This window comes from Falsarthrobacter nasiphocae, from assembly GCF_031456275.1.
Taxonomy (GTDB): Bacteria; Actinomycetota; Actinomycetes; order Actinomycetales; family Micrococcaceae; genus Falsarthrobacter; species Falsarthrobacter nasiphocae.
Genome location: NZ_JAVDUI010000001.1, coordinates 759,484 through 778,063, shown reverse-complemented (window position 1 = coordinate 778,063; position 18,580 = coordinate 759,484). Strand labels below are relative to the sequence as shown.

Genomic DNA, 18,580 nt, shown 5'->3' with positions numbered 1-18,580 from the left:
TCAGGGGAGAGTGCTAACAATGGACTTAGCACTCAGGGCACGGGACTGCTAACGTCGCCGTTCCTGACATTCGCGATCTCACTTACGATGAGGCGGCCCGTCACGCGGGCCCCGTCCGTCGCGGGCATCGGGGCGGGATCAGTGTTCATCTGCATATCGCTGTCCTGAAAGGACTCCACCACATGGCAAAGCTCATCGCTTTTGATGAAGAAGCACGCCGCGGACTTGAGCGGGGCCTCAACACGCTCGCCGACGCCGTCAAGGTGACGCTCGGCCCGCGCGGCCGCAACGTCGTTCTCGAGAAGAAGTGGGGCGCCCCCACGATCACGAATGACGGCGTCTCCATCGCCAAGGAGATCGAGCTCGAGGATCCTTACGAGAAGATCGGCGCGGAGCTCGTCAAGGAGGTCGCCAAGAAGACCGACGACGTCGCAGGCGACGGCACGACCACCGCCACCGTTCTCGCCCAGGCCCTCGTCCGCGAAGGCCTCCGCAACGTGGCGGCCGGTGCGGACCCGCTGTCGCTGAAGCGCGGCATCGAGAAGGCCGTCGAGGCCGTGACGGCTGAGCTCATCGCCTCCGCCAAGGAAGTCGAGACCAAGGAGCAGATCGCGGCGACCGCCTCGATCTCCGCCGGCGACACCCAGATCGGCAACCTCATCGCCGAGGCCCTCGACAAGGTGGGCAAGGAAGGCGTCATCACCGTCGAGGAGTCCAACACCTTCGGGCTCGAGCTCGAGCTCACCGAGGGCATGCGCTTCGACAAGGGCTACATCTCCGGCTACTTCGTCACGGATGCCGACCGCCAGGAAGCCGTCCTCGAGGACCCGTACATCCTCATCGTCAACTCCAAGATCTCCACGGTCAAGGACATGGTGGCCATCCTCGAGAAGGTCATGCAGTCCGGCAAGCCGCTGCTGATCATCGCCGAGGACGTCGAGTCCGAGGCGCTCGCGACGCTCGTCGTCAACAAGATCCGCGGCACGTTCAAGTCCGTCGCCGTCAAGGCTCCGGGCTTCGGCGACCGCCGCAAGGCTCAGCTTGCCGACATCGCCATCCTCACGGGCGGCCAGGTCATCTCCGAGGAGGTCGGCCTCTCCCTCGAGGGCGCCACGCTTGACCTGCTCGGCCAGGCCCGCAAGGTGGTCGTCACGAAGGACGAGACGACCATCGTCGAGGGCGCAGGCGACGCCGAGGCCATCGCCGGCCGCGTGGCTCAGATCCGCGCGGAGATCGACAACTCGGACTCGGACTACGACCGCGAGAAGCTCCAGGAGCGCCTCGCCAAGCTTGCGGGCGGCGTGGCCGTCCTCAAGTCCGGCGCCGCGACGGAGGTCGAGCTCAAGGAGCGCAAGCACCGCATCGAGGATGCCGTGCGCAACGCCAAGGCTGCCGTTGAGGAGGGCATCGTCGCCGGTGGCGGCGTGGCCCTCATCCAGGCAGGCAAGGCCGCCTTCGAGAAGCTCGAGCTCACGGGTGATGAGGCCACTGGCGCCAACATCGTCAAGGTGGCCATCGACGCTCCGCTCAAGCAGATCGCCCTCAACGCCGGCCTCGAGCCGGGTGTTGTGGCTGACAAGGTCCGCGGCCTCGCCGCCGGACACGGCCTCAATGCGGCCACGGGCGAGTACGAGGACCTCCTCGCCGCAGGCATCAACGACCCGGTGAAGGTGACGCGCTCTGCACTGCAGAACGCGGCGTCCATCGCGGGCCTCTTCCTCACCACGGAGGCCGTCGTGGCCGACAAGCCGGAGAAGAACGCTCCGGCCGCCGGTGGGGACGAGATGGGCGGCATGGGCGGCTTCTAGTCGCGACGCGCCCACGCGCAGACCCACGCGGGCCCGTCCCGAGCACAGCGCTCGGGGCGGGCCCGCTTCCGTGTGCGCGCCCGCTCGGGGATGCCGCGGTCCGGCCTGCGTGCCCGGCCGCCGTCCCCAGCGGCCCGGGGCCGGTCTGGGATACTGGGTCTCATGAAGATTATTGCCGCAGCAGACGGATCCGCCCTCGGAAACCCCGGGCCCGCCGGCTGGGGCTGGTATATCGACGAGGACACCTGGGCCTCCGGCGGCTGGCCCCGCGGCACCAACAACATGGGCGAGCTCATGGCCGTGCTGGACCTGCTCCGGCAGACCCGCCACGTCAGCGAGCTCCAGGTGCTCTGCGACAGCCAGTACGTCATCAATTCCGTGACCAAGTGGATGCCCGGGTGGAAGCGGAAGGGCTGGCGCAAGGCGGACGGCAAGCCCGTGCTCAATGTGGACCTCCTCAAGGAGATCGACCGCGAGATGGCAGGGCGCACCGTGACCTTCACCTGGGTCAAGGGCCACGCGGGCCATCCCCTCAACGAGGCGGCCGACAAGAAGGCCAACGGCGCGGCGCAGCGCTTCGCCCGCGGCAACGGCGGCGACGCGGGCCCCGGCTTCCCGCAGCCCGCTCGTGCCGCCGCGCACGAGGCTGCCGGGCCCAGGGACCCGGAGCCGGCCCATGTCGCCACCGACGCGGCGGCATCCCCGCGTGCAGGCGCCCAGGCACCGGCCCCGCGTGCAGGCGGCCAGGCACCGGCCCCGCGTGGGAGCTCGCCGGCGGCGGCCCAGGAGGCCGCCCTCACGTGGGACGAGGAGGGGGCCTCCTGGAGCATCGTCGAGTCAGAGCGGAGCCCGCACGAAGAGGTGCTCGCGCTCGAACGGCGCCTCGCGTCCCCAGAGGGCCGCGCGGACATCGCCGACGTCGCCTTCCTCCTCCACGCTGACTTCATGGAGGTGGGCTCGTCGGGACGGCGGTATGACCGCGCCGAGATGCTTGCCCTGATTGAGGGGGAAGAGGCCGAGCAGGCCCCGCAGATCGAGGTGATCGCCTCCAGGGAGCTGGCGCCTGGCCTCATCCAGCTCATCTACCGAGCCGCTCACACGGACCGCACTGTCTTGCGTTCGTCCATGTGGACCAGCCAGAACGGCCGCTGGCAGATCATCTGGCACCAGGGCACCCGCGAGGCCTAGCCCGACCGCGGTGGCCCCCGGGCGGGATCTCGCCCCGCGGCGACTGCGGGTGCGCCGCTCGCCCGCCGCTCGCCCGCCGCTCGCCCGCCGGGCGCACCGCGGGGCGCTCCCGCTACCCGAACATGGCGGTATTCTGCGACTCGACTTCCGCGTAGGTGCGTGAGGCGCTGCTCAGGGCTTCGTTGATGTGGAGCAAGGACTCCTCGACCCGCATCTGGGTGGCCCGCCACTCCACTACGAGTCCCTGGAAACGGTTCGACGCCTGGCCGCCCCAGGACGCCTGAAGCCCCTGAAGGCCCGCCTGCATCTGGTTGATCTCAGTCTGCAGGCGGGCGATGGTTCCCTGAACCTGGGCGCTCTGCTGGGCCAGCTGCTCGCTGTCCACGTTGAAAATGGCCATAACTCCTCCTTGGGTCTCGCCGCCACGGGCGTTGTGTCTGACGAGCGGGGTGTTCCGCCCGGTGACTCAAGGATGCGCGCCGGAGAGAATCTAGGAGCCGGGAGTGCGAGAAACGTGGATATCCTCATCCGGCCCGCCGGATCCGGCGGGGTTCGGGCCGTCGGCTGCGTCGTCGTCCTCCGCGTCATCGAAGACGTCGTCCTCGAAGGGGCGGTAGGGGAGCGCGACGGTGAAGGTCGCGCCGCCGCCCGGGGTCGTGGAGAGGCGGACCGTCCCGCCGTGCTGAGCGGTGATCGCGGCGACGATCGCCAGCCCGAGTCCGGTGCCGCCGGTCTGCCTGTGGCGGGACTCGTCCGAGCGGTAGAAGCGCTCGAAGACCCTCGCCTGGTCCGCCTCGCTGATGCCCGGGCCGTGATCGCGAATCTCGAGGACGGACTCGGGGGCGGAGAGGCCGTCCGCCCGCTGGCCGACGGCGAGCTCGATCCGCGTGCCCTCGGGCGTGTACCGCATGGCGTTGGTCAGGAGGTTGGTGACCACCTGGCGCATGCGGGCGTCGTCTGCGATGACGGGGGCCGGCCGCGGCCCCTGCCCTGGCTCGAGGCCGACGACGGTGACCGGGTGCGTGCCCGACCCCGCCTGGGCGTCGGCTGCTGCGTCGAGGGCGAGAATGTAGAGGTCGATCGGCTCAAGGTCGAGAGGCCGCTTCTCGTCCGCGCGGGCCAGCGTCAGGAGGTCCTCAACGAGCGCGCCCATGCGGCGGGCCTCTGACTCGATGCGCCCCATGGCCGCGGCGACGTCCCGCTCGGTGGACATTGCGCCCTTGGAGTAGAGCTCGGAGTACCCGCGGATCGTCACCAGCGGGGTCCGCAGCTCGTGGGAGGCGTCAGAGATGAAGCGGCGCATGCTCGCCTCTGTCTGCGCCTGCGCGGCGAACGCCGACTCGATGTGCGCGAGCATGGCGTTGAGCGAGCGGGAGAGGCGGCCGATCTCCGTGGACGGGTTCTCGACGGTGACGCGCTGGGACAGGTCTCCCTCGGCGATCTTGGCCGCCGTCCGCTCAACCCTCTGCAGGGGTGAGAACGCGCGGGTGACGACGAGATAGGCGATGAGCGTAGCCGTCAGCGTCGTGATGAGCCCGATGCTCGAGAGGAGCGCGGCTGCGTTGTTGGACACGCTCTCGGTCCGCTCCATGGACTGCGCCACGATGAGCGTCTGCTTGGGCGTGTTGTCGACGTCAAACGCCATGACGCGCCACCCGGGAGAGCCGATGTTCGTGCCGCGGATGGTGAAGCCGGCGCTGCCGTGCGAGCGCAGCTCTTCAAGCGTGTACGCGTTGAGATCCGGGGTGTCCCCGCCGCCGGTGGGCGTGCTCTGGGCCAGGACGACGTTGTCCGCGCTGAGGATGGCGCCATACGTGCGCAAGAGCTCCGTCTCCTGCGATGTGCCCGTCTGGTGTCCGTTGAACACCACACGGGCAATCGAGGAGGAGGAGTCCTTGAGCTCCGCGTCCATCCTCTGAATGAGGCTGCTTCGGAGCATGATGACGGACAGGATCCCCGTGATGGTCACCGTGGCGAACGTCAGGAGGGTCGTGATGGTCACGAGCTTGGTCCGAAGGGACGTCGCCCGCCAGAAGGAGAGGAGCAACGTCTAGCGCTTGTCCGCGGTCCGAAGGAGGTAGCCGACGCCGCGCTTGGTCTGAATGAGCGGGGTCAGCTCCTTGTTCGAATCGATCTTGCGGCGCAGGTACGAGATGTAGGACTCGACGATGGACGCGTCCCCGTTGAAGTCGTACTCCCACACGTGGTCGAGAATCTGCGCCTTGGACAGGACCCGGTTGGGGTTCATCATGAGGTAGCGCAGGAGCTTGAACTCGGTGGGGGAGAGGTCGATGACCTGTCCCGCGCGGCGAACCTCGTGGGCGTCGTCGTCGAGCTCGAGGTCGTCGACGCGGAGGATGGCCTCGTCGTCGTCGAACGGGTGCGTGCGGCGAAGGACGGCGCGGATGCGGGCCACCACCTCGTCCAGGCTGAACGGCTTGGTGACGTAGTCGTCGCCTCCGACGGTGAGGCCCTGGACCTTGTCCTCGGTCCCGTCCTTGGCGGTCAGGAAGACCACGGGGAACTGCTTGCCCGCGGCACGGAGGCGGCGCGTGATGCTGAACCCGTCCATGTCAGGGAGCATGACGTCGAGGACGGCGAGGTCCGGCTCGTCAGCTTCCACAGCGGCGAGCGCCTCGCGGCCGTTGGCCGCGGAGACGACGTCGAAGCCTGCGAATCGCAGGGACGTGGTGAGCAGTTCGCGAATGTTGGGCTCGTCATCGACAACGAGGAGCTTGGCTTCGGCTGGTTGCGTATTCACCCCTCCATCTCACCAAGGAATCCTGAAAGACGCCAGGATGAACACCCGATACTTCCAGCGCGTCAGGAGAGCTTTCGCTGAATGACTCCTGTGATGATCGCGAGAAGCAGCGCCACGAACGCGGCGGGAAGGAGGGCCAGGAACAGCGGGACCAGTCCGCCCGGCACGCCCTGGTGGCTCAGCCCCAGGAAGACGACGACGGCGACCGCCGCCACGCCGATCACCGCGCAGACGACAGCGAGCCCCATGAGAACGCCCCGGGCCGCCGCGAGGGGGGCGTGCGCAGGATGCGCGGGCTCGGACTCGGGGCGATGCCCCGCAGGGGTCTGCTCAGTCGCGCGGAATGTCATACCTTGTATTCTTCCACGCTCGCTCCCGCCGAGGACAAGCGCCGGATCGCCGAGCCCGGCCGGGGTGAGGCCGGGGAGCCCTGACGAGCACCGCAGGCGGCGCGGGTAGGCTTGGGGAGTCATGGGCGTGCAGCGAGTCAGCTCCGCCCCCCACGTTTCCGCCCGGGAGCCCACGAGGCCCGGAGCGATGAAAGACGAAGTAGGCAGGCAAGACATATGCCCATCGGCAAGGTGAAGTGGTACGACGCCACGAAGGGATTCGGCAGAATCCTCTCGGAGGACGGCGACGACGTCTTCCTCCACGTCTCGGCCCTGGAGCCCGGATCCCCGGCGCCCTCGCCCGGGACACGCATGGAGTTCGACCTGGCCCAGGACCGCCGGGGTGCCCAGGCTCTCCGCGCCCGGGTGCTCGAGCAGGGCCCGAGCGTCGTGCGAAACACTCGCAAGTCCGCAGCTGACATGGCCGTCATCACCGAGGACCTCATCAAGCTTCTTGACGGGGTCTCCAACGGGCTGCGCCGCGGCAGGTACCCCGAGGACGTCCACGCTCGCAAGACCGCCGCGCTCCTGCGCGCCGTGGCAGATCAGCTCGACGCATGAGCCGGCGTACAGGAGCAGCGAAGGGCCCGGAGGCGGACAGCCCAGAGATGGACAGCGCCACCACGAGCGCCGCGGACGCTGAGAGCGCCGCGCAGGACCGCGCGGATGCTGCAGGCTCCGAGCTCGCCGCCCAGGCGGGCGCCGCGGCGGAGGCAGGGGATGCGCCTGAAGCAGGCGCGGCACCCAAGCGCCCCGCGCGCAAGCGGGCCCCCAAGCCCGACGCCCTCGTCGCCGAGGCCGTCGACGCGGCCCGGTCGGCTCTCGAGGACGCCTTCCCGGGAGAGGCCATCGGGGATCACCTCGGGGCGCAGCCGGAGGAGGACCGCGTCATGACGCACCGGTTCACCGCGCAGAAGCAGGGCTACCGGGGCTGGCAGTGGTACGCCACCCTCGCCCGCGCGCCGCGTGCCAAGAAGATCACCGTCAACGAGATCGGGCTGCTGCCGGGCGAGGGGGCCCTCCTGGCCCCGGCCTGGGTGCCGTGGGCAGACCGCCTCCGCCCCGAGGACACGCAGCAGGGGGACGCGGACCAGCAGGCGGGCGGGGCCGAGCCCGGCCAGGACGAGCCCGCGACGGCCGTCGAGGCGCCCGCGGTCGCCGAGACGGGCGGCACCGGCGTCGTCGTCACCGAAGAGCGGACCGAGGTGGAGCAGGCGCCGGCAGCGGACGGCGACCACACGGACGAGGACCCGACCGCCGAGGAGATCGAGGCGAGCGTCAAGGTCAAGCGCCGCCGCCGGCAGAGGCGCTACCGGGCCAACCCCAAGACGTAGTCGATGCTGGCGAGAAGGGCGGCGACGTCGCTCTTCTCGACAGCCACGAACGTCCCGATCCGCAGCTGGTTGCGCCCCAGCTTGCGGTACGGCTCCACGTCGAGGATGCCGTTCGCGCGCAGGGTCGAGGCGAGCTGTGCGGCGTCGACCTCCTCCGCGAAGTCCACGGTGACGACGACGGGCGAGCGGTCCTCGGCCCGGGCGACGAAGGGGCTGGCCAGCTCGTGCCGCTCCGCCCACTCGTAGACGAGCCCCGAGGTCTCGGCGGTGCGCGCCGCCGCCGCCGTGATGCCGCCGAGGCTCACGAGCCAGTCCAGCTGCGCGTCAAGCCCCACGAGGGTCGTGAGGGAGGGCGTGTTGTACGTCTGGTCCAGGCGCGAGTTGTCGAGCGCGGTCTTGAGGCTGAGGAAACTCGGGACCCAGCGGTCGCTGGCCGCGATCCGCTCGATCCGCTCCACCGCGGCAGGACTCGCAATGGCGAGCCAGAGTCCGCCATCGGAGGCGAAGTTCTTCTGCGGCGAGAAATAGTAGACATCCGTCTCGGAGAGGTCGACGTCGATGCCGCCCGCAGCGGACGTGGCGTCCGTGAGGTGCAGCGCGCCCTCGGCTCCCGGAACCCGGGAGACGGGGGCCATGACGCCCGTTGAGGTCTCGTTGTGCGGCCACGCGTAGACGTCGACCTCGCTCGCGTGCGGCTCGGGGCGGGTGCCCGGGGCTGACGTGATGATCTCACTCGGCTCGAGGAACGGGGCCTCGTTGGTGGCCTGCGCGAACTTCGAGCCGAACTCGCCGAAGGAGAGGTGCTGGGCGCGCCGCTCCACGAGCCCGAACGCGGCCGCATCCCAGAACGCCGTGGCGCCGCCGTTTCCGAGGAGGACCTCGTAGCCCGAGGGCGCATTGAACACGTCGAGGAGCTTGGAGCGAATGGCTCCGACGAGGCTGCGGACGGCTGGCTGCCGGTGGCTCGTGCCGAGGAGACCGGGCTGGGCTGCGGCGATGGCCTCCATCTGGGCGGCGCGGACCTTCGAGGGGCCTGCGCCGAAGCGGCCGTCCTGGGGCAGGAGGTTCTCGGGGATCTGAATCTGAGTCATAGGGCGCTCCTCTGAAGGTCCGTCACACACGTGGTCCCATTGACCCACACGCACCGCCCGAAGGCCACTCCGGTCCAGGCGGCGGGCCGGGCGCGGCGACGGGCGGGCGCGGCTCGACATAGAATACGGAGGATACGGCTTCACCCCATTCCGGCTGACGAGGAGCATGCCCAGTGTCTGAGCTCATTGATACGACGGAGATGTACCTGCGGACGATCCTCGAGCTCAAGGAAGAAGGGGTGCCCGCGCTGCGCGCCCGCATCGCCGAGCGCCTCCACCACTCGGGCCCCACCGTCTCGCAGACCGTGGCGCGCATGGAGCGGGACGGACTCGTGGAGGTCACGGCGGATCGCCACCTCGAGTTCACCGACGAGGGTCAGCGCCGCGCCACCGAGGTCATGCGGAAGCATCGCCTCGCGGAGCGACTCCTGTCCGACGTGATCGGACTCGACTGGGAGCTCGTCCACGACGAGGCCTGCCGGTGGGAGCACGTCATGAGCGAGCGGGTGGAGCGCCGGCTGCTTGAGCTCCTTGAATCGCCGACGGTCAGCCCCTATGGCAATCCCATCCCCGGCCTCGAGGCCATCGGCGGGGACGCGGCCGAGCCGTTCGGGGAGGGCGTCGTGACGGCGACGGCGGCCGTCCGCCGCGCGGGCGGGGCTCCGGTCCGCGGCGTCATCGCGCGCCTGGCCGAGCCGATCCAGGTGGACGGCGAGCTGCTTGTTCAGCTGCGCGAGTGCGGACTGGTGCCGGGCGCCGAGGTGGACGTTCAGGAGCGCGGGGCCTTCCTCCGCATGTCCGCCGTGCTCTCCGGCGAGGGGCTCGAGCTGCCTCTCGAGGACGCGGCGCACCTCTTCCTGCGTCTCTCGTAACTTTTTCCCGAGACTTTGTCCCACCGGCCGAGGCCCGAGCGTGCGGTGCCTGCCGCCGGAAATGTCGCATGGTGACGCCCTGAGGGGACACGCCGATGGTCACAGCACCGTGACCATAACGTGACATTTGGGTCTCGGTGTTGTAGGTTTGATACCCGAGAGGTCATCCGAAAGGATGACCAGCATCCCGACGATGCGCCGAGCCTTGTCAGTCGGCGGGATGACTCAGGAGGGCCCCTTGGGGTCTCTCCACCAATGACAAGGGCGGGGGACCCACATGTGACTGGAATGTTCCAGTCTTGGGGTGAAGCCCAAAGGTCACGAAACGGTTACGGCCGCACGGGACCGGAGGGCCGGGTGACTCCCATCCGAACCCGACAGCTCACCTCGCAGGCGATGTGGGAGGCAAAGCTTCGTTCAGACTCTCGACTCGAGGGTGATGGCGGACCACGGCTTCTGACAACTTCATTCAGCATTTGATCGCAGTTCGGCTCCCAGGCACAGTGCCTGGACAAGGGTCGGCTACGAAAGGGCCCAGGTCCCTTCGTGAACCACGAAAGAGAGCTCCACGTTGTCGAAGAGCATCGAAAAGGCGTCGCTGTCCGCAGTCGCCAAGGCAGTTTCTGAGAACGCAGGCGGCGCCACGCGCCAGGCAGCCGTCATCGCGGCGGCCTCCGGCCTCGTTCTCTCGGGTGGCCTCGCCGCCCAGGCATTCAGCACCCCCGAGGCCGCACCGGCCTCCCACACCGCTCCGGCTTCCGCGGCCCCCGCCCCCTCGGCCTCCGCCGAGGTCAAGGCTCCGGCCGCCGCGACCGCCAAGAAGGTTGAGCGCGCCGCCGTCAAGGCCGCCCCCAAGAAGGCTGTCAAGAAGGCCACGAAGAAGGCTGCCCCGAAGCGCGCAGCCGCTCCGGCCAACGCCCGCAAGGCCACCACGGCTGGCGCCTACTCCTACTCCTACTCGTCTGACTCGGTTCAGCAGGCTCCGGCCCGCGCCGCCGTCAAGGCCGCCCCGGCACAGGCCGCCGCCGCCACGGCTCCCCAGGCTGCCTCCTACACGGCTCCGGTCGCGCAGCGCGCCGCCTACCAGGCTCCCGCCGCTCAGCCGGCCGCCTACCAGGCTCCCGCTGCTCAGCCGGCCGCCTACCAGGCTCCCGCCGCTGCCAAGCCCGTTGCCTCCACCTCCGGCGTTGGCGCCACGATCGCCGCTGCCGCTCGCGCTCAGGTCGGCATGGGCCAGGACTGCACCATGCTCGTCACGAATGCCCTCGCGGCCGCTGGCATCAGCCACCACGGCTGGCCGGCCAGCTACATGGGCCTCGGCACCATCACGAGCAACCCGCAGCCGGGCGACCTCATCTACTACGACAACGCTGGCTCCGGTGTCCCGCACATCGCCGTCTACATCGGCAACGGCCAGGCCGTCCACGGCGGCTGGAACGGCAACCAGACCACGATCGCCTCGGCCTACCTCGGCTCCGGCCCCGTGTTCATCCACGTCGGCTAGTCACAAGCACTAGGTCACGCAGCCCCTGGAGGGTTGCAGGACTTGCCCCATTGGGGGGCAGCAGAGAGACCCGCGCTCCACATCGGAGCGCGGGTCTCTCTGCGTCTGGGCAGGCCTCATGGTGAGGCCCCGCCCAGCACACCGAGGGCAACCGCATGGACCGCACGGGGGCTGGTAGCCGAGAATTCACCTGTCGGCCGCCCGCTGATCAACGGGGGGTCTTCCGCCCGAGAGGGCTCAGGGGGCACACTGTAGTCATCACGGACCGCGTTCCTCATCCGCGCCCATCATTGCCAGGTGGTGCGCTCACCCGGGAGCAGATCATGCGCACACTCGTCCTCAACGCCGGCTACGAGCCTCTGGCCGTCGTCCCGTCCCGCCGCGCGGTGGTGCTCATCATGCGCGGCAAAGCCACGATGATTCGCGCGGGGGAGGGGAGTCTCACGGGGGTGAGCGTCTCAGTGCCGCGGCCCAGCGTCATCGTCTTGGCGCGCTATGTCAGGCGGCCCCGCGCCAAGCGCCTCGCCGTGACCCGGCGCGGAGTGCTCCGCCGGGACGGGCATCGCTGCGCCTACTGCGGGCGCACCGCGACGACCGTGGACCACATTCAGCCGCGCTCCCGCGGCGGCGAGGACTCCTGGGAGAACCTCGTCGCGTGCTGTCTCGCGTGCAACGGGGCCAAGGGGGACAAGTCGCTCGCGCAGATGCGCTGGACGCTCCCCTTCCGTCCGCGCGAGCCGCGCGGGGATCTCTGGCACCTGCGGGGCCTGGAACAGCCCGACGACGCCTGGCGGGACTATCTCGCCGCGGCCTGAACGCTGCCGCGTCGGGGCCGCGCGCCGCCGGGGACGGGACCGTGGTGAGCCCTAGCCGAGCTCGGGGTGGGTCAGCCGCCTGACGAACTGCTGCGTGCGCGGCTCCGACGGGGACTCGAGGACGTCCGCGCTGGGGCCGGACTCGACGACCACGCCGCCGTCCATGAAGACGGTCGTGGAGGCCACCTGACGGGCGAACTGGAGCTCGTGCGTGACGATGAGCATGGTCCAGCCCTGCTCCGCGAGGTCACGGATCACGGTGAGGACGTCGCCCACGAGCTCGGGGTCGAGGGCGGAGGTCGGCTCGTCGAAGAGCAGGAGGGCGGGCCGCAGGGCGAGGGCCCGAACGATGCCCACGCGCTGCTGCTGCCCGCCGGAAAGCTCGTGCGGGTAGGCGTCCGCCTTGGACTCGAGCCCGACGCGCTTGAGCAGCTCCAGTGCGTCCGCTGTGGCCTCCTGCTTGGGTCGCTTCTGCACCCGCACGGGTCCCTCGATGACGTTCTGGAGGACGGTGCGGTGGGGGAAGAGGTTGTAGGACTGGAAGACCATCGCGGAGGCGTCCCGCAGGCGCGCGATGTCCCGAGCACGGGCCCGCGCGGACGTGCTCGCGCCGAAGTCGACCGTCACGGGCTCCGCCGAGGGGGAGCCTGCGAACTCGACGACGCCGGCGTCTGGCGTCTCCAGGCCGTTGAGGCACCGGAGGATGGTCGTCTTGCCCGAACCCGAGGGGCCAATGAGCGCCACGACGTCGCCGCGGCGGACCGTGAGGTCGATGTCCTTGAGGACCCGGTGGTCTCCAAAGGACTTGGCGAGCCCCCTGACCGTGAGGAGGGGCGCGGGGGCGGGGGCGACGTCGGGCGCCGCCGGGTGCTGGGCCACAGAGCCAGGGCGAGGGACGGGGACCGGGCTGCTAGGACGCGACATGGCGGTTGAGCCTCCGCTCGATCGAGGGCTGGGGCAGGGAGAGGACCATGCAGATGATCCAGTAGATGAGGCCCGCCTCCATGTAGATGAGAAGGAACTCGTTGGAGAACGCAGCGACGTCCTGGGCCTTGCGGAAGAGCTCGGACACGGTCACGAGGGAGGCGAGGGACGTGTCCTTGACGAGCGAGATGAACGTGTTGGACAGGGGCGGCACCGAAAGGCGCGCGGCCTGGGGCAGGACCACGCGGCGCAGGGTCTGAGCCCGGCTCATGCCGATCGTGTGCGCGGCCTCCCACTGGCCCTTCGGCACGGACGCGATGGCCGCGCGGATGACCTCAGCCGCGTACCCGCCCACGTTCATGGACAGGGCGGCGACGATCGTCGTCCACGGGCTCAGCGTCACGCCGAGGTTCGGCAGCCCGTAGAAGATGACGAAGAGCTGCACGAGCATCGGCGTGCCGCGGATGACGGAGATGTAGGCGCGGGCGATCCATGAGAGTGGCTTGATCCGGCTGATCCTCATGATGGCCATCGCCAGGGCGATGACGAGGCCGATCGCGAACGAGACGAGCGCGAGCGGGATGGTGACGAGCAGGCCCGCCTTGAGGATGGGCCAGAACGATTCGGCGAGGAGTCCCCAGTCCCAGGTCACGAGGACTTCGAGACGTCGGTGCCGAAGTACTTCTCCGACAGCTTCTTCAGCGTGCCGTCCTTCTCCAGCTCAGCGAGGGCCTTGTCCACGGCGTCCCTGAGCTCCGTGGAGTCCTTGCGGAACAGGAACGCGGACGAGCTCTCGGACGAGTCCTCGGCGACGATCTTCACGCCCGAGTTGGGGTTGGCCTTGAGGTAGTCGAGGACCGTGAGCTTGTCGTTGATCGTGGCCTCGACGCGGCCCTGGCGGACGAGCTCCACGGACTGGGCCCAGCCCTCGACGGGCGTGATGACGGCGCCCTTCTCGCGGGCCTCCTTGCCGAAGTTGGAGGTCGCCGACTGGGCGACCTTCTTGCCCTTGAGGTCCTCAAAGGAGCGGATGGAGGAGTCGGCCTTCGCGACGACGACGCCGCGGGAGTGGGAGTACGGCTTCGAGAAGAGGTACTTGGCCTCGCGCTCCGGGTTGATGCCCACCTGGTTGGCGATGATGTCGAACCGCTTCGCGTCAATGCCCGCGAAGATCGCGTCCCACTGGGTCTCCTGGTACTCGGTCTTGACGCCGATCTTCTCGGCGACCGCGTTCATGACGTCCACGTCGTAGCCCGAGAGCGGGGCGCCCGCCTGAGCGTGGAAGGTGAACGGCTTGTACGTGCCCTCGGTGCCCACCTTGATGGTGCCGGCCTTCTTGACGGAGTCGAGGCTCGTGGAGCTGGACTCGGATCCCCCGGAGCAAGCCGCCAGCAGGAGGGTCGCGGCGGAGGCGAGGCCGAGGGCTGAGAACTGGCGGCGATTCATGGGGAGATCCTTCGGGTAGATGGGGTGCCCGTGACGAACGGGGCAAACCAGGCGTCTAATGTGACAAACCAGGTAAACATTATTCCTATTCCCCGGGGCTGTGATAACGGCGGCCCCGGTTTGTTACGAAGTGTGACAAACGGGGCCGCCAGGCGCGTCGTCGTCCGCTGGACCGCCCCATCTCCAGCCCGACGCGAGACGAGCCGGGACCCCGCCTTCCGCCCTGAGCGAGTCCGGCCCGATGCCCAGCCGCGGAGGCGAATAATTGGACCAATGAGTATGGAACGCGCCGCGATGCACCACATGATGAGGTCTGCCCAAGTCACGGAGGCCGCGCCGGTCTCGCGGGCGACGCTCAAGCGGATCGTGGAGTTCGCGCGGCCATACCGTGGGCGGCTCATCGCGTTTCTCGCCGTCTCGCTGCTCGGCGCGCTCCTGTCCGTGGCCACGCCGCTGCTGGCGGGACGCGTCGTGGACGAGATGGTCGTCGGCGGCAGCCGCACGGTCATCGTGTGGATCGCGGTGGCGATCGCCGGAGTCGCGCTCCTGGACGCGGGCGTGGGCCTGCTCAACCGCTGGCTGTCCGCCCAGATCGGCGAGGACGTCATCCTCGACCTCCGCACCCAGGTCTACGAGCACGTGCAGACCATGCCCGTGGCGTTCTTCATGCGCACGCGCACGGGCGCTCTCGTCTCCCGCCTGAACTCGGACGTCCTGGGGGCCCAGCGGGCGTTCGCGACGACGCTCTCCGGCGTCGTCGTCAACGGCGTCACGGTGCTCCTGACGCTCGCCGTCATGGTGAGCAAGTCCTGGCTCGTGGCCGTCCTGACGCTCATCCTTCTGCCGATCTTCCTCCTGCCCTCTCGCAAGATCGGCGGGAGGCTCGCCACTCTGCGGCGCGAGTCCAGCGACCACAACGCGACGATGACCGCCCAAATGACCGAGCGATTCTCCGCGCCCGGCGCGACGCTCATCAAGCTGTTCGGAAACCCGGCCTCCGAGGCCGCGCAGTTCGAGGCGCGGGCCGGGCGCGTCCGCGACATCGGCGTGAAGTCCGCCTTCATGCAGCAGGTGTTCCTGACGCTGCTCACGCTCGTCTCCGCGCTGGCGCTGGCCCTCGTGTACGGCGTGGGCGGCTGGTTCGCGGTGGACGGCCGGCTCAACCCGGGCGACGTCGTGGTCCTCGCGCTCCTGCTGACGCGCCTCTACGGGCCGCTGACGCAGCTCTCCAACGCGCGGGCCGACCTCATGGGCGCGGCCGTCAGCTTCGAGCGCGTCTTCGAGATCCTCGACCTCAAGCCGCTCATCACCGAGCGGCCGGACGCAAAGACGCTCGCCGACGCCCCCGCGAGCCTGCGCTTCCGCAACGTGAGCTTCGCCTACCCGAGCGCCAAGGACGTCTCCCTGGCCTCCCTTGAGTCCGTGGCCGTCCTCGACTCGCGCGGCGGCGAGGAGGTGCTGCATGGCGTGGACTTCTCCGTGGAGCCCGGGCAGACCGTGGCGTTGGTCGGGTCCTCGGGAGCGGGGAAGTCGACGATCGCCCAGCTCGCGGCGCGCCTCTACGACACGACGGGCGGCTCCGTGGAGCTCGGCGGGGTGGACGTGCGGGACCTCTCCTTCCAGTCCCTCCGGGACAGCGTCGGCATGGTCACCCAGGACGGGCACCTCTTCCACGAGTCCATCCGGGCGAACATCGCCCTCTCGAGGCCCGACGCGAGCGACGACGAGATCTGGGCCGCCCTCCGCGGCGCCCGCCTCGAGTCGCTCGTGCGCAGCCTGCCGGACGGCCTGGAGACCATCGTCGGCGAACGCGGCTACCGGCTCTCCGGAGGCGAGCGCCAGCGCATGACCATCGCCCGCGTGCTCCTGTCCCGGCCGCAGCTCGTCATCCTCGACGAGGCCACGGCCTCCCTCGACTCCACGAACGAGGCCGCGGTGCAGGGCGCCCTCGCTGAGGCCCTCGCGGGGCGCACGGCCCTCGTGATCGCCCACAGGCTCTCCACGATCCGGGACGCGGACGAGATCCTCGTCATCGAGGCCGGCCGCATTGCCCAGCGTGGCACGCACGAGCAGCTCCTCGCCGCGGGCGGGCGCTACGAGGAGCTGTACCGCACCCAGTTCGCCGAGTAGGCCGGGCGGATGCCGGGGGCCGCCGGCTGGCTCAGGTGCCGAGGGGCCACGGCGCGCGCCCAGCGCCGGCTCCAGGCTCAGCCGAGCGCGTCAAGCAGGCGCGGCGCGATGCTCTCCCGCAGCAGCGGGGCAATCGAGTAGGGCGTCCCCGGCACGAGCCCCGTCTCGACGGCCTCGCGCAGCTCACCGAGGGTGAGGAGCCGGACCTCGGCGATCTCGGCGGCCGGCGCGAGGGCGTCCGGGTCCAGACCCTCCGGGAGCGCGGCGCGGTAGCACTCGGCGAACAGCTCGAACCCCGCCTCGTTGGCCGGGCGTCCCCGCCACGAGCCGGCATGCTCAAATGCGCCAGGGCCGAGGTCCAGTCCCAGCTCCTCGGCCAGTTCCCGTGCCGCCGCCTCCCGCGGGCCCTCGCCCGGCTCGGGCTTGCCTCCGGGCTGCATGAACGCGTGTGTCCCCTTCTTGCGCACGACGACGAGCTGGCGCGCCCCCGTCAGCAGCTCCACGGCGGAGACCGTGATGACGGGCAGCGGCCTCGTCAGCGTCGTCCGCAGCGTGAGGTCCTTGGCCGGGCCTGCCACCGTCCACGTCCAGGACAGCTCGGTGGGGGAGAGCGCCTCCACGCGGGCCTCGTACTGGTCCGGGGCGCACCAGTGGGACGGGGTGTCCGCGCCCTTGTCCAGCCGCAGAGAGTGGAAGGGGCGCCCGTCGTCGAACAGAATCTCCGCGGACGAGCCCCCCACCAGCCAGAGGTGAGTACGCTGGGCCGGGGTGGGGGCGAGGCCCTGAAGGCGGAGGGTGCCCTCCTCGTGGGCCCGAAGCCGCTGGGCGGGGGAGGAGAGAGGCGCGCCACGCGGCGCGGGGTTTGAGGCGGGGGTTTCATCCGGCGCCGGCTCGAAGGTCAGGGTGCCCGTGAAGGTGCCCGACGTCCCCGCCCGCCGGTCCTCGATCTCCCGGTGGGCGGACCAGGTGCCGGAGAGGAAGCCTGCGAGGTCGAGAACGGGGTACGGCACGGGGCTCCTTCGCTGGGGTCGCGGGCCCGCGGCGCCTGAGGCCGCCTTGGAGCCGCGCGCGGGCATTCCGGTAAGCTGGACTCTCGCAACGTTAGCCGAGTGGCGGCGTCGCGCGCCCTAGTAGCTCAGTGGATAGAGCACGGCTCTCCTAAAGCCGGTGTCGGAGGTTCGATTCCTCTCTGGGGCACCGCACTGTCGCGGCGGCCGCTGACCGGCGGACGGCGCCCACGGTGGCCGCACCCGACCGAAGGAACGACATGTTCGCAGTGATTATGGTGGCCATCCTGGCCATCCTCAGCGCGGCCGGCTTCGCCGTCGCCAGGACCATCAAGCCGAATGAAGAGGGCAACAGCAGCCGGGGCAGTGTCCGCCTCGCGTCAATCGGAGCCGCGGTCCTGGCCGTCGTCATCCTTCTCTCATCCAGCGTGACGGTCGTCGCGCCGCGCACGGTGGGCGTCAAGGTGGCCTTCGGCAAGCCGACGGGCGTGCTCTCGAACGGCCTCCACCTCAAGGCCCCGTGGGAGAAGGTCGAGGACCTCGACGGCTCCGTGCAGAACGACGTCTATCAGGGCGCGGACCACGACATCGACATCCGCCTCGGCAACAACTCCAAGGCCACGGCCGACGCCTCGATCCAGTGGCAGCTGAAGACCGACGACGCCGAGGACCTGTTCCTCAACTACAAGACCTTCGACAACATCCGCACGAACCTCGTGGACCGCAACTTCCGCGCCGCGCTCAACGAGGTCATGGCCACCTACAACCCCCTCAACTCCGTCAAGGCGGCGGAAGGCGGGGCGGACCTCAACGCGATGGCGAAGCAGGTCGAGGCCAAGATGAAGGAGCGCGTCGGGGACCAGATTGAGGTCAAGTCCGTGACGATCCCGCTCATCAACTTCGACCAGTCCACGCAGGACCGGATCAACGAGCTCCAGTCCGAGATCGCCCGGACCCGCATCGCCGAGCAGAAGAAGGCCACGAACAAGGCCGAGGCGGAGGCGAACAAGATCCTCGAGCAGTCCGTCTCCGAGAACACGCTCACCTCCAAGTGCCTGGACATTGTGTCCAAGTCCGGCCAGTCCCCGCTGGGCTGCTTCCCCGGCACTTCTGCGCTTCCGACGGTGACCCAGCCGCAGAAGAAGTAACGCGTTGGCCCTAGGCTGCGCGGACACGGGCCTTCCTTCTGCGTTGCGTTGCGTTGCGTTGCGCGGTGAGTTTCAACCAAGAAAGTGCGCTCCAGTGTGCGAACACCGCCCCGCAACGGGACAGGTGCGGGGTGGAGGCCCGGGCGGCGGGGAGGGAATTGCC

18 protein-coding genes, 1 tRNA gene and 1 riboswitch are annotated in these 18,580 nt (G+C 69.6%); of the genes, 10 read left to right on the top strand and 9 right to left on the bottom strand.

What is annotated here, in order from left to right:
- Positions 1 to 182 precede the first annotated feature (182 nt).
- Entirely contained in the window at positions 183 to 1,808 is a 1,626-nt protein-coding gene (groL, locus tag J2S35_RS03460) for a chaperonin GroEL (protein ID WP_309849860.1), read from the top strand.
- A gap of 162 nt (positions 1,809 to 1,970) precedes the next feature.
- On the top strand, positions 1,971 to 2,996 hold the full coding sequence (locus tag J2S35_RS03455) for an RNase H family protein (protein ID WP_309849857.1): 1,026 nt from the start codon (positions 1,971 to 1,973) through the stop codon (positions 2,994 to 2,996).
- A 112-nt stretch (positions 2,997 to 3,108) separates the two neighbouring features.
- Here J2S35_RS03455 and J2S35_RS03450 read toward each other — a convergent pair whose 3' ends face one another.
- The 4 genes from J2S35_RS03450 to J2S35_RS03435 form a co-directional block, all read right to left on the bottom strand.
- The gene (locus J2S35_RS03450; RefSeq protein ID WP_309849854.1) at positions 3,109 to 3,396 is read right to left on the bottom strand and encodes a WXG100 family type VII secretion target; all 288 of its coding nucleotides are present in this window, start codon (positions 3,394 to 3,396) and stop codon (positions 3,109 to 3,111) included.
- Positions 3,397 to 3,486: 90 nt separating this feature from the next.
- The gene (locus tag J2S35_RS03445; protein WP_309849852.1) at positions 3,487 to 4,998 is read right to left on the bottom strand and encodes a sensor histidine kinase; all 1,512 of its coding nucleotides are present in this window, start codon (positions 4,996 to 4,998) and stop codon (positions 3,487 to 3,489) included.
- A gap of 48 nt (positions 4,999 to 5,046) precedes the next feature.
- Positions 5,047 to 5,757: a response regulator transcription factor gene (locus J2S35_RS03440; RefSeq protein WP_309849850.1), complete on the bottom strand. Its 711-nt coding sequence runs from the start codon at positions 5,755 to 5,757 to the stop codon at positions 5,047 to 5,049.
- Positions 5,758 to 5,819: 62 nt separating this feature from the next.
- Positions 5,820 to 6,107, bottom strand: a complete 288-nt coding sequence (locus J2S35_RS03435) for a hypothetical protein (protein ID WP_309849848.1) — start codon at positions 6,105 to 6,107, stop codon at positions 5,820 to 5,822.
- Positions 6,108 to 6,323: 216 nt separating this feature from the next.
- On the opposite strand from J2S35_RS03435, the gene J2S35_RS03430 reads away from it, so the two are divergent.
- On the top strand, positions 6,324 to 6,707 hold the full coding sequence (locus J2S35_RS03430; protein ID WP_309849845.1) for a cold-shock protein: 384 nt from the start codon (positions 6,324 to 6,326) through the stop codon (positions 6,705 to 6,707).
- A gap of 47 nt (positions 6,708 to 6,754) precedes the next feature.
- Positions 6,755 to 7,480: a DUF3027 domain-containing protein gene (locus tag J2S35_RS03425; protein ID WP_309849842.1), complete on the top strand. Its 726-nt coding sequence runs from the start codon at positions 6,755 to 6,757 to the stop codon at positions 7,478 to 7,480.
- Here J2S35_RS03425 and serC read toward each other — a convergent pair.
- The gene (serC, locus tag J2S35_RS03420; protein ID WP_309849838.1) at positions 7,456 to 8,571 is read right to left on the bottom strand and encodes a phosphoserine transaminase; all 1,116 of its coding nucleotides are present in this window, start codon (positions 8,569 to 8,571) and stop codon (positions 7,456 to 7,458) included. The genes J2S35_RS03425 and serC overlap by 25 nt on opposite strands.
- Before the next feature lie 173 nt (positions 8,572 to 8,744).
- Here serC and J2S35_RS03415 point away from each other — a divergent pair, with 173 nt between their 5' ends.
- From J2S35_RS03415 to J2S35_RS03405, 3 genes are all read left to right on the top strand, one after another.
- Positions 8,745 to 9,443, top strand: coding sequence for a metal-dependent transcriptional regulator (locus tag J2S35_RS03415; protein ID WP_309849835.1), 699 nt, complete (start codon positions 8,745 to 8,747; stop codon positions 9,441 to 9,443).
- Between the two features lie 235 nt (positions 9,444 to 9,678).
- A riboswitch (cyclic di-AMP (ydaO/yuaA leader) is annotated at positions 9,679 to 9,853 on the top strand.
- Positions 9,854 to 10,014: 161 nt separating this feature from the next.
- Entirely contained in the window at positions 10,015 to 10,947 is a 933-nt protein-coding gene (locus J2S35_RS03410; protein WP_309849833.1) for an NlpC/P60 family protein, read from the top strand.
- Between the two features lie 323 nt (positions 10,948 to 11,270).
- Positions 11,271 to 11,762, top strand: a complete 492-nt coding sequence (locus tag J2S35_RS03405; RefSeq protein WP_309849830.1) for an HNH endonuclease — start codon at positions 11,271 to 11,273, stop codon at positions 11,760 to 11,762.
- Positions 11,763 to 11,813: 51 nt separating this feature from the next.
- Here the strand turns inward: J2S35_RS03405 and J2S35_RS03400 are convergent, their stop codons facing one another.
- From J2S35_RS03400 to J2S35_RS03390, 3 genes are read right to left on the bottom strand one after another with little or no spacing between them, the layout of a single operon-like run.
- Complete coding sequence (locus J2S35_RS03400; protein WP_309849829.1) at positions 11,814 to 12,686, bottom strand: amino acid ABC transporter ATP-binding protein; 873 nt, start codon at positions 12,684 to 12,686, stop codon at positions 11,814 to 11,816.
- Positions 12,673 to 13,338 carry an amino acid ABC transporter permease gene (locus tag J2S35_RS03395; RefSeq protein WP_309849827.1) on the bottom strand — a complete coding sequence of 222 codons (666 nt, stop codon included), beginning with the start codon at positions 13,336 to 13,338 and terminating at the stop codon, positions 12,673 to 12,675. The genes J2S35_RS03400 and J2S35_RS03395 overlap by 14 nt, the downstream gene beginning before the upstream one ends.
- Entirely contained in the window at positions 13,335 to 14,132 is a 798-nt protein-coding gene (locus J2S35_RS03390; protein ID WP_309849824.1) for an amino acid ABC transporter substrate-binding protein, read from the bottom strand. The genes J2S35_RS03395 and J2S35_RS03390 overlap by 4 nt, the downstream gene beginning before the upstream one ends.
- A 273-nt stretch (positions 14,133 to 14,405) precedes the next feature.
- Between J2S35_RS03390 and J2S35_RS03385 the strand changes: the two genes are divergently transcribed.
- On the top strand, positions 14,406 to 16,262 hold the full coding sequence (locus J2S35_RS03385; RefSeq protein WP_309849822.1) for an ABC transporter ATP-binding protein: 1,857 nt from the start codon (positions 14,406 to 14,408) through the stop codon (positions 16,260 to 16,262).
- Between the two features lie 77 nt (positions 16,263 to 16,339).
- Here the strand turns inward: J2S35_RS03385 and J2S35_RS03380 are convergent, their stop codons facing one another.
- A complete protein-coding gene (locus J2S35_RS03380) occupies positions 16,340 to 17,272 on the bottom strand; it encodes a DUF6314 family protein (protein WP_309849820.1) in 933 nt (310 codons plus the stop codon).
- Between the two features lie 114 nt (positions 17,273 to 17,386).
- Here J2S35_RS03380 and J2S35_RS03375 point away from each other — a divergent pair.
- Both J2S35_RS03375 and J2S35_RS03370 read left to right on the top strand, forming a co-directional pair.
- Positions 17,387 to 17,459 (top strand) — tRNA-Arg (locus J2S35_RS03375).
- 70 nt (positions 17,460 to 17,529) lie between these two features.
- Positions 17,530 to 18,417, top strand: a complete 888-nt coding sequence (locus tag J2S35_RS03370) for an SPFH domain-containing protein (RefSeq protein WP_309849818.1) — start codon at positions 17,530 to 17,532, stop codon at positions 18,415 to 18,417.
- Positions 18,418 to 18,580 lie beyond the last annotated feature (163 nt).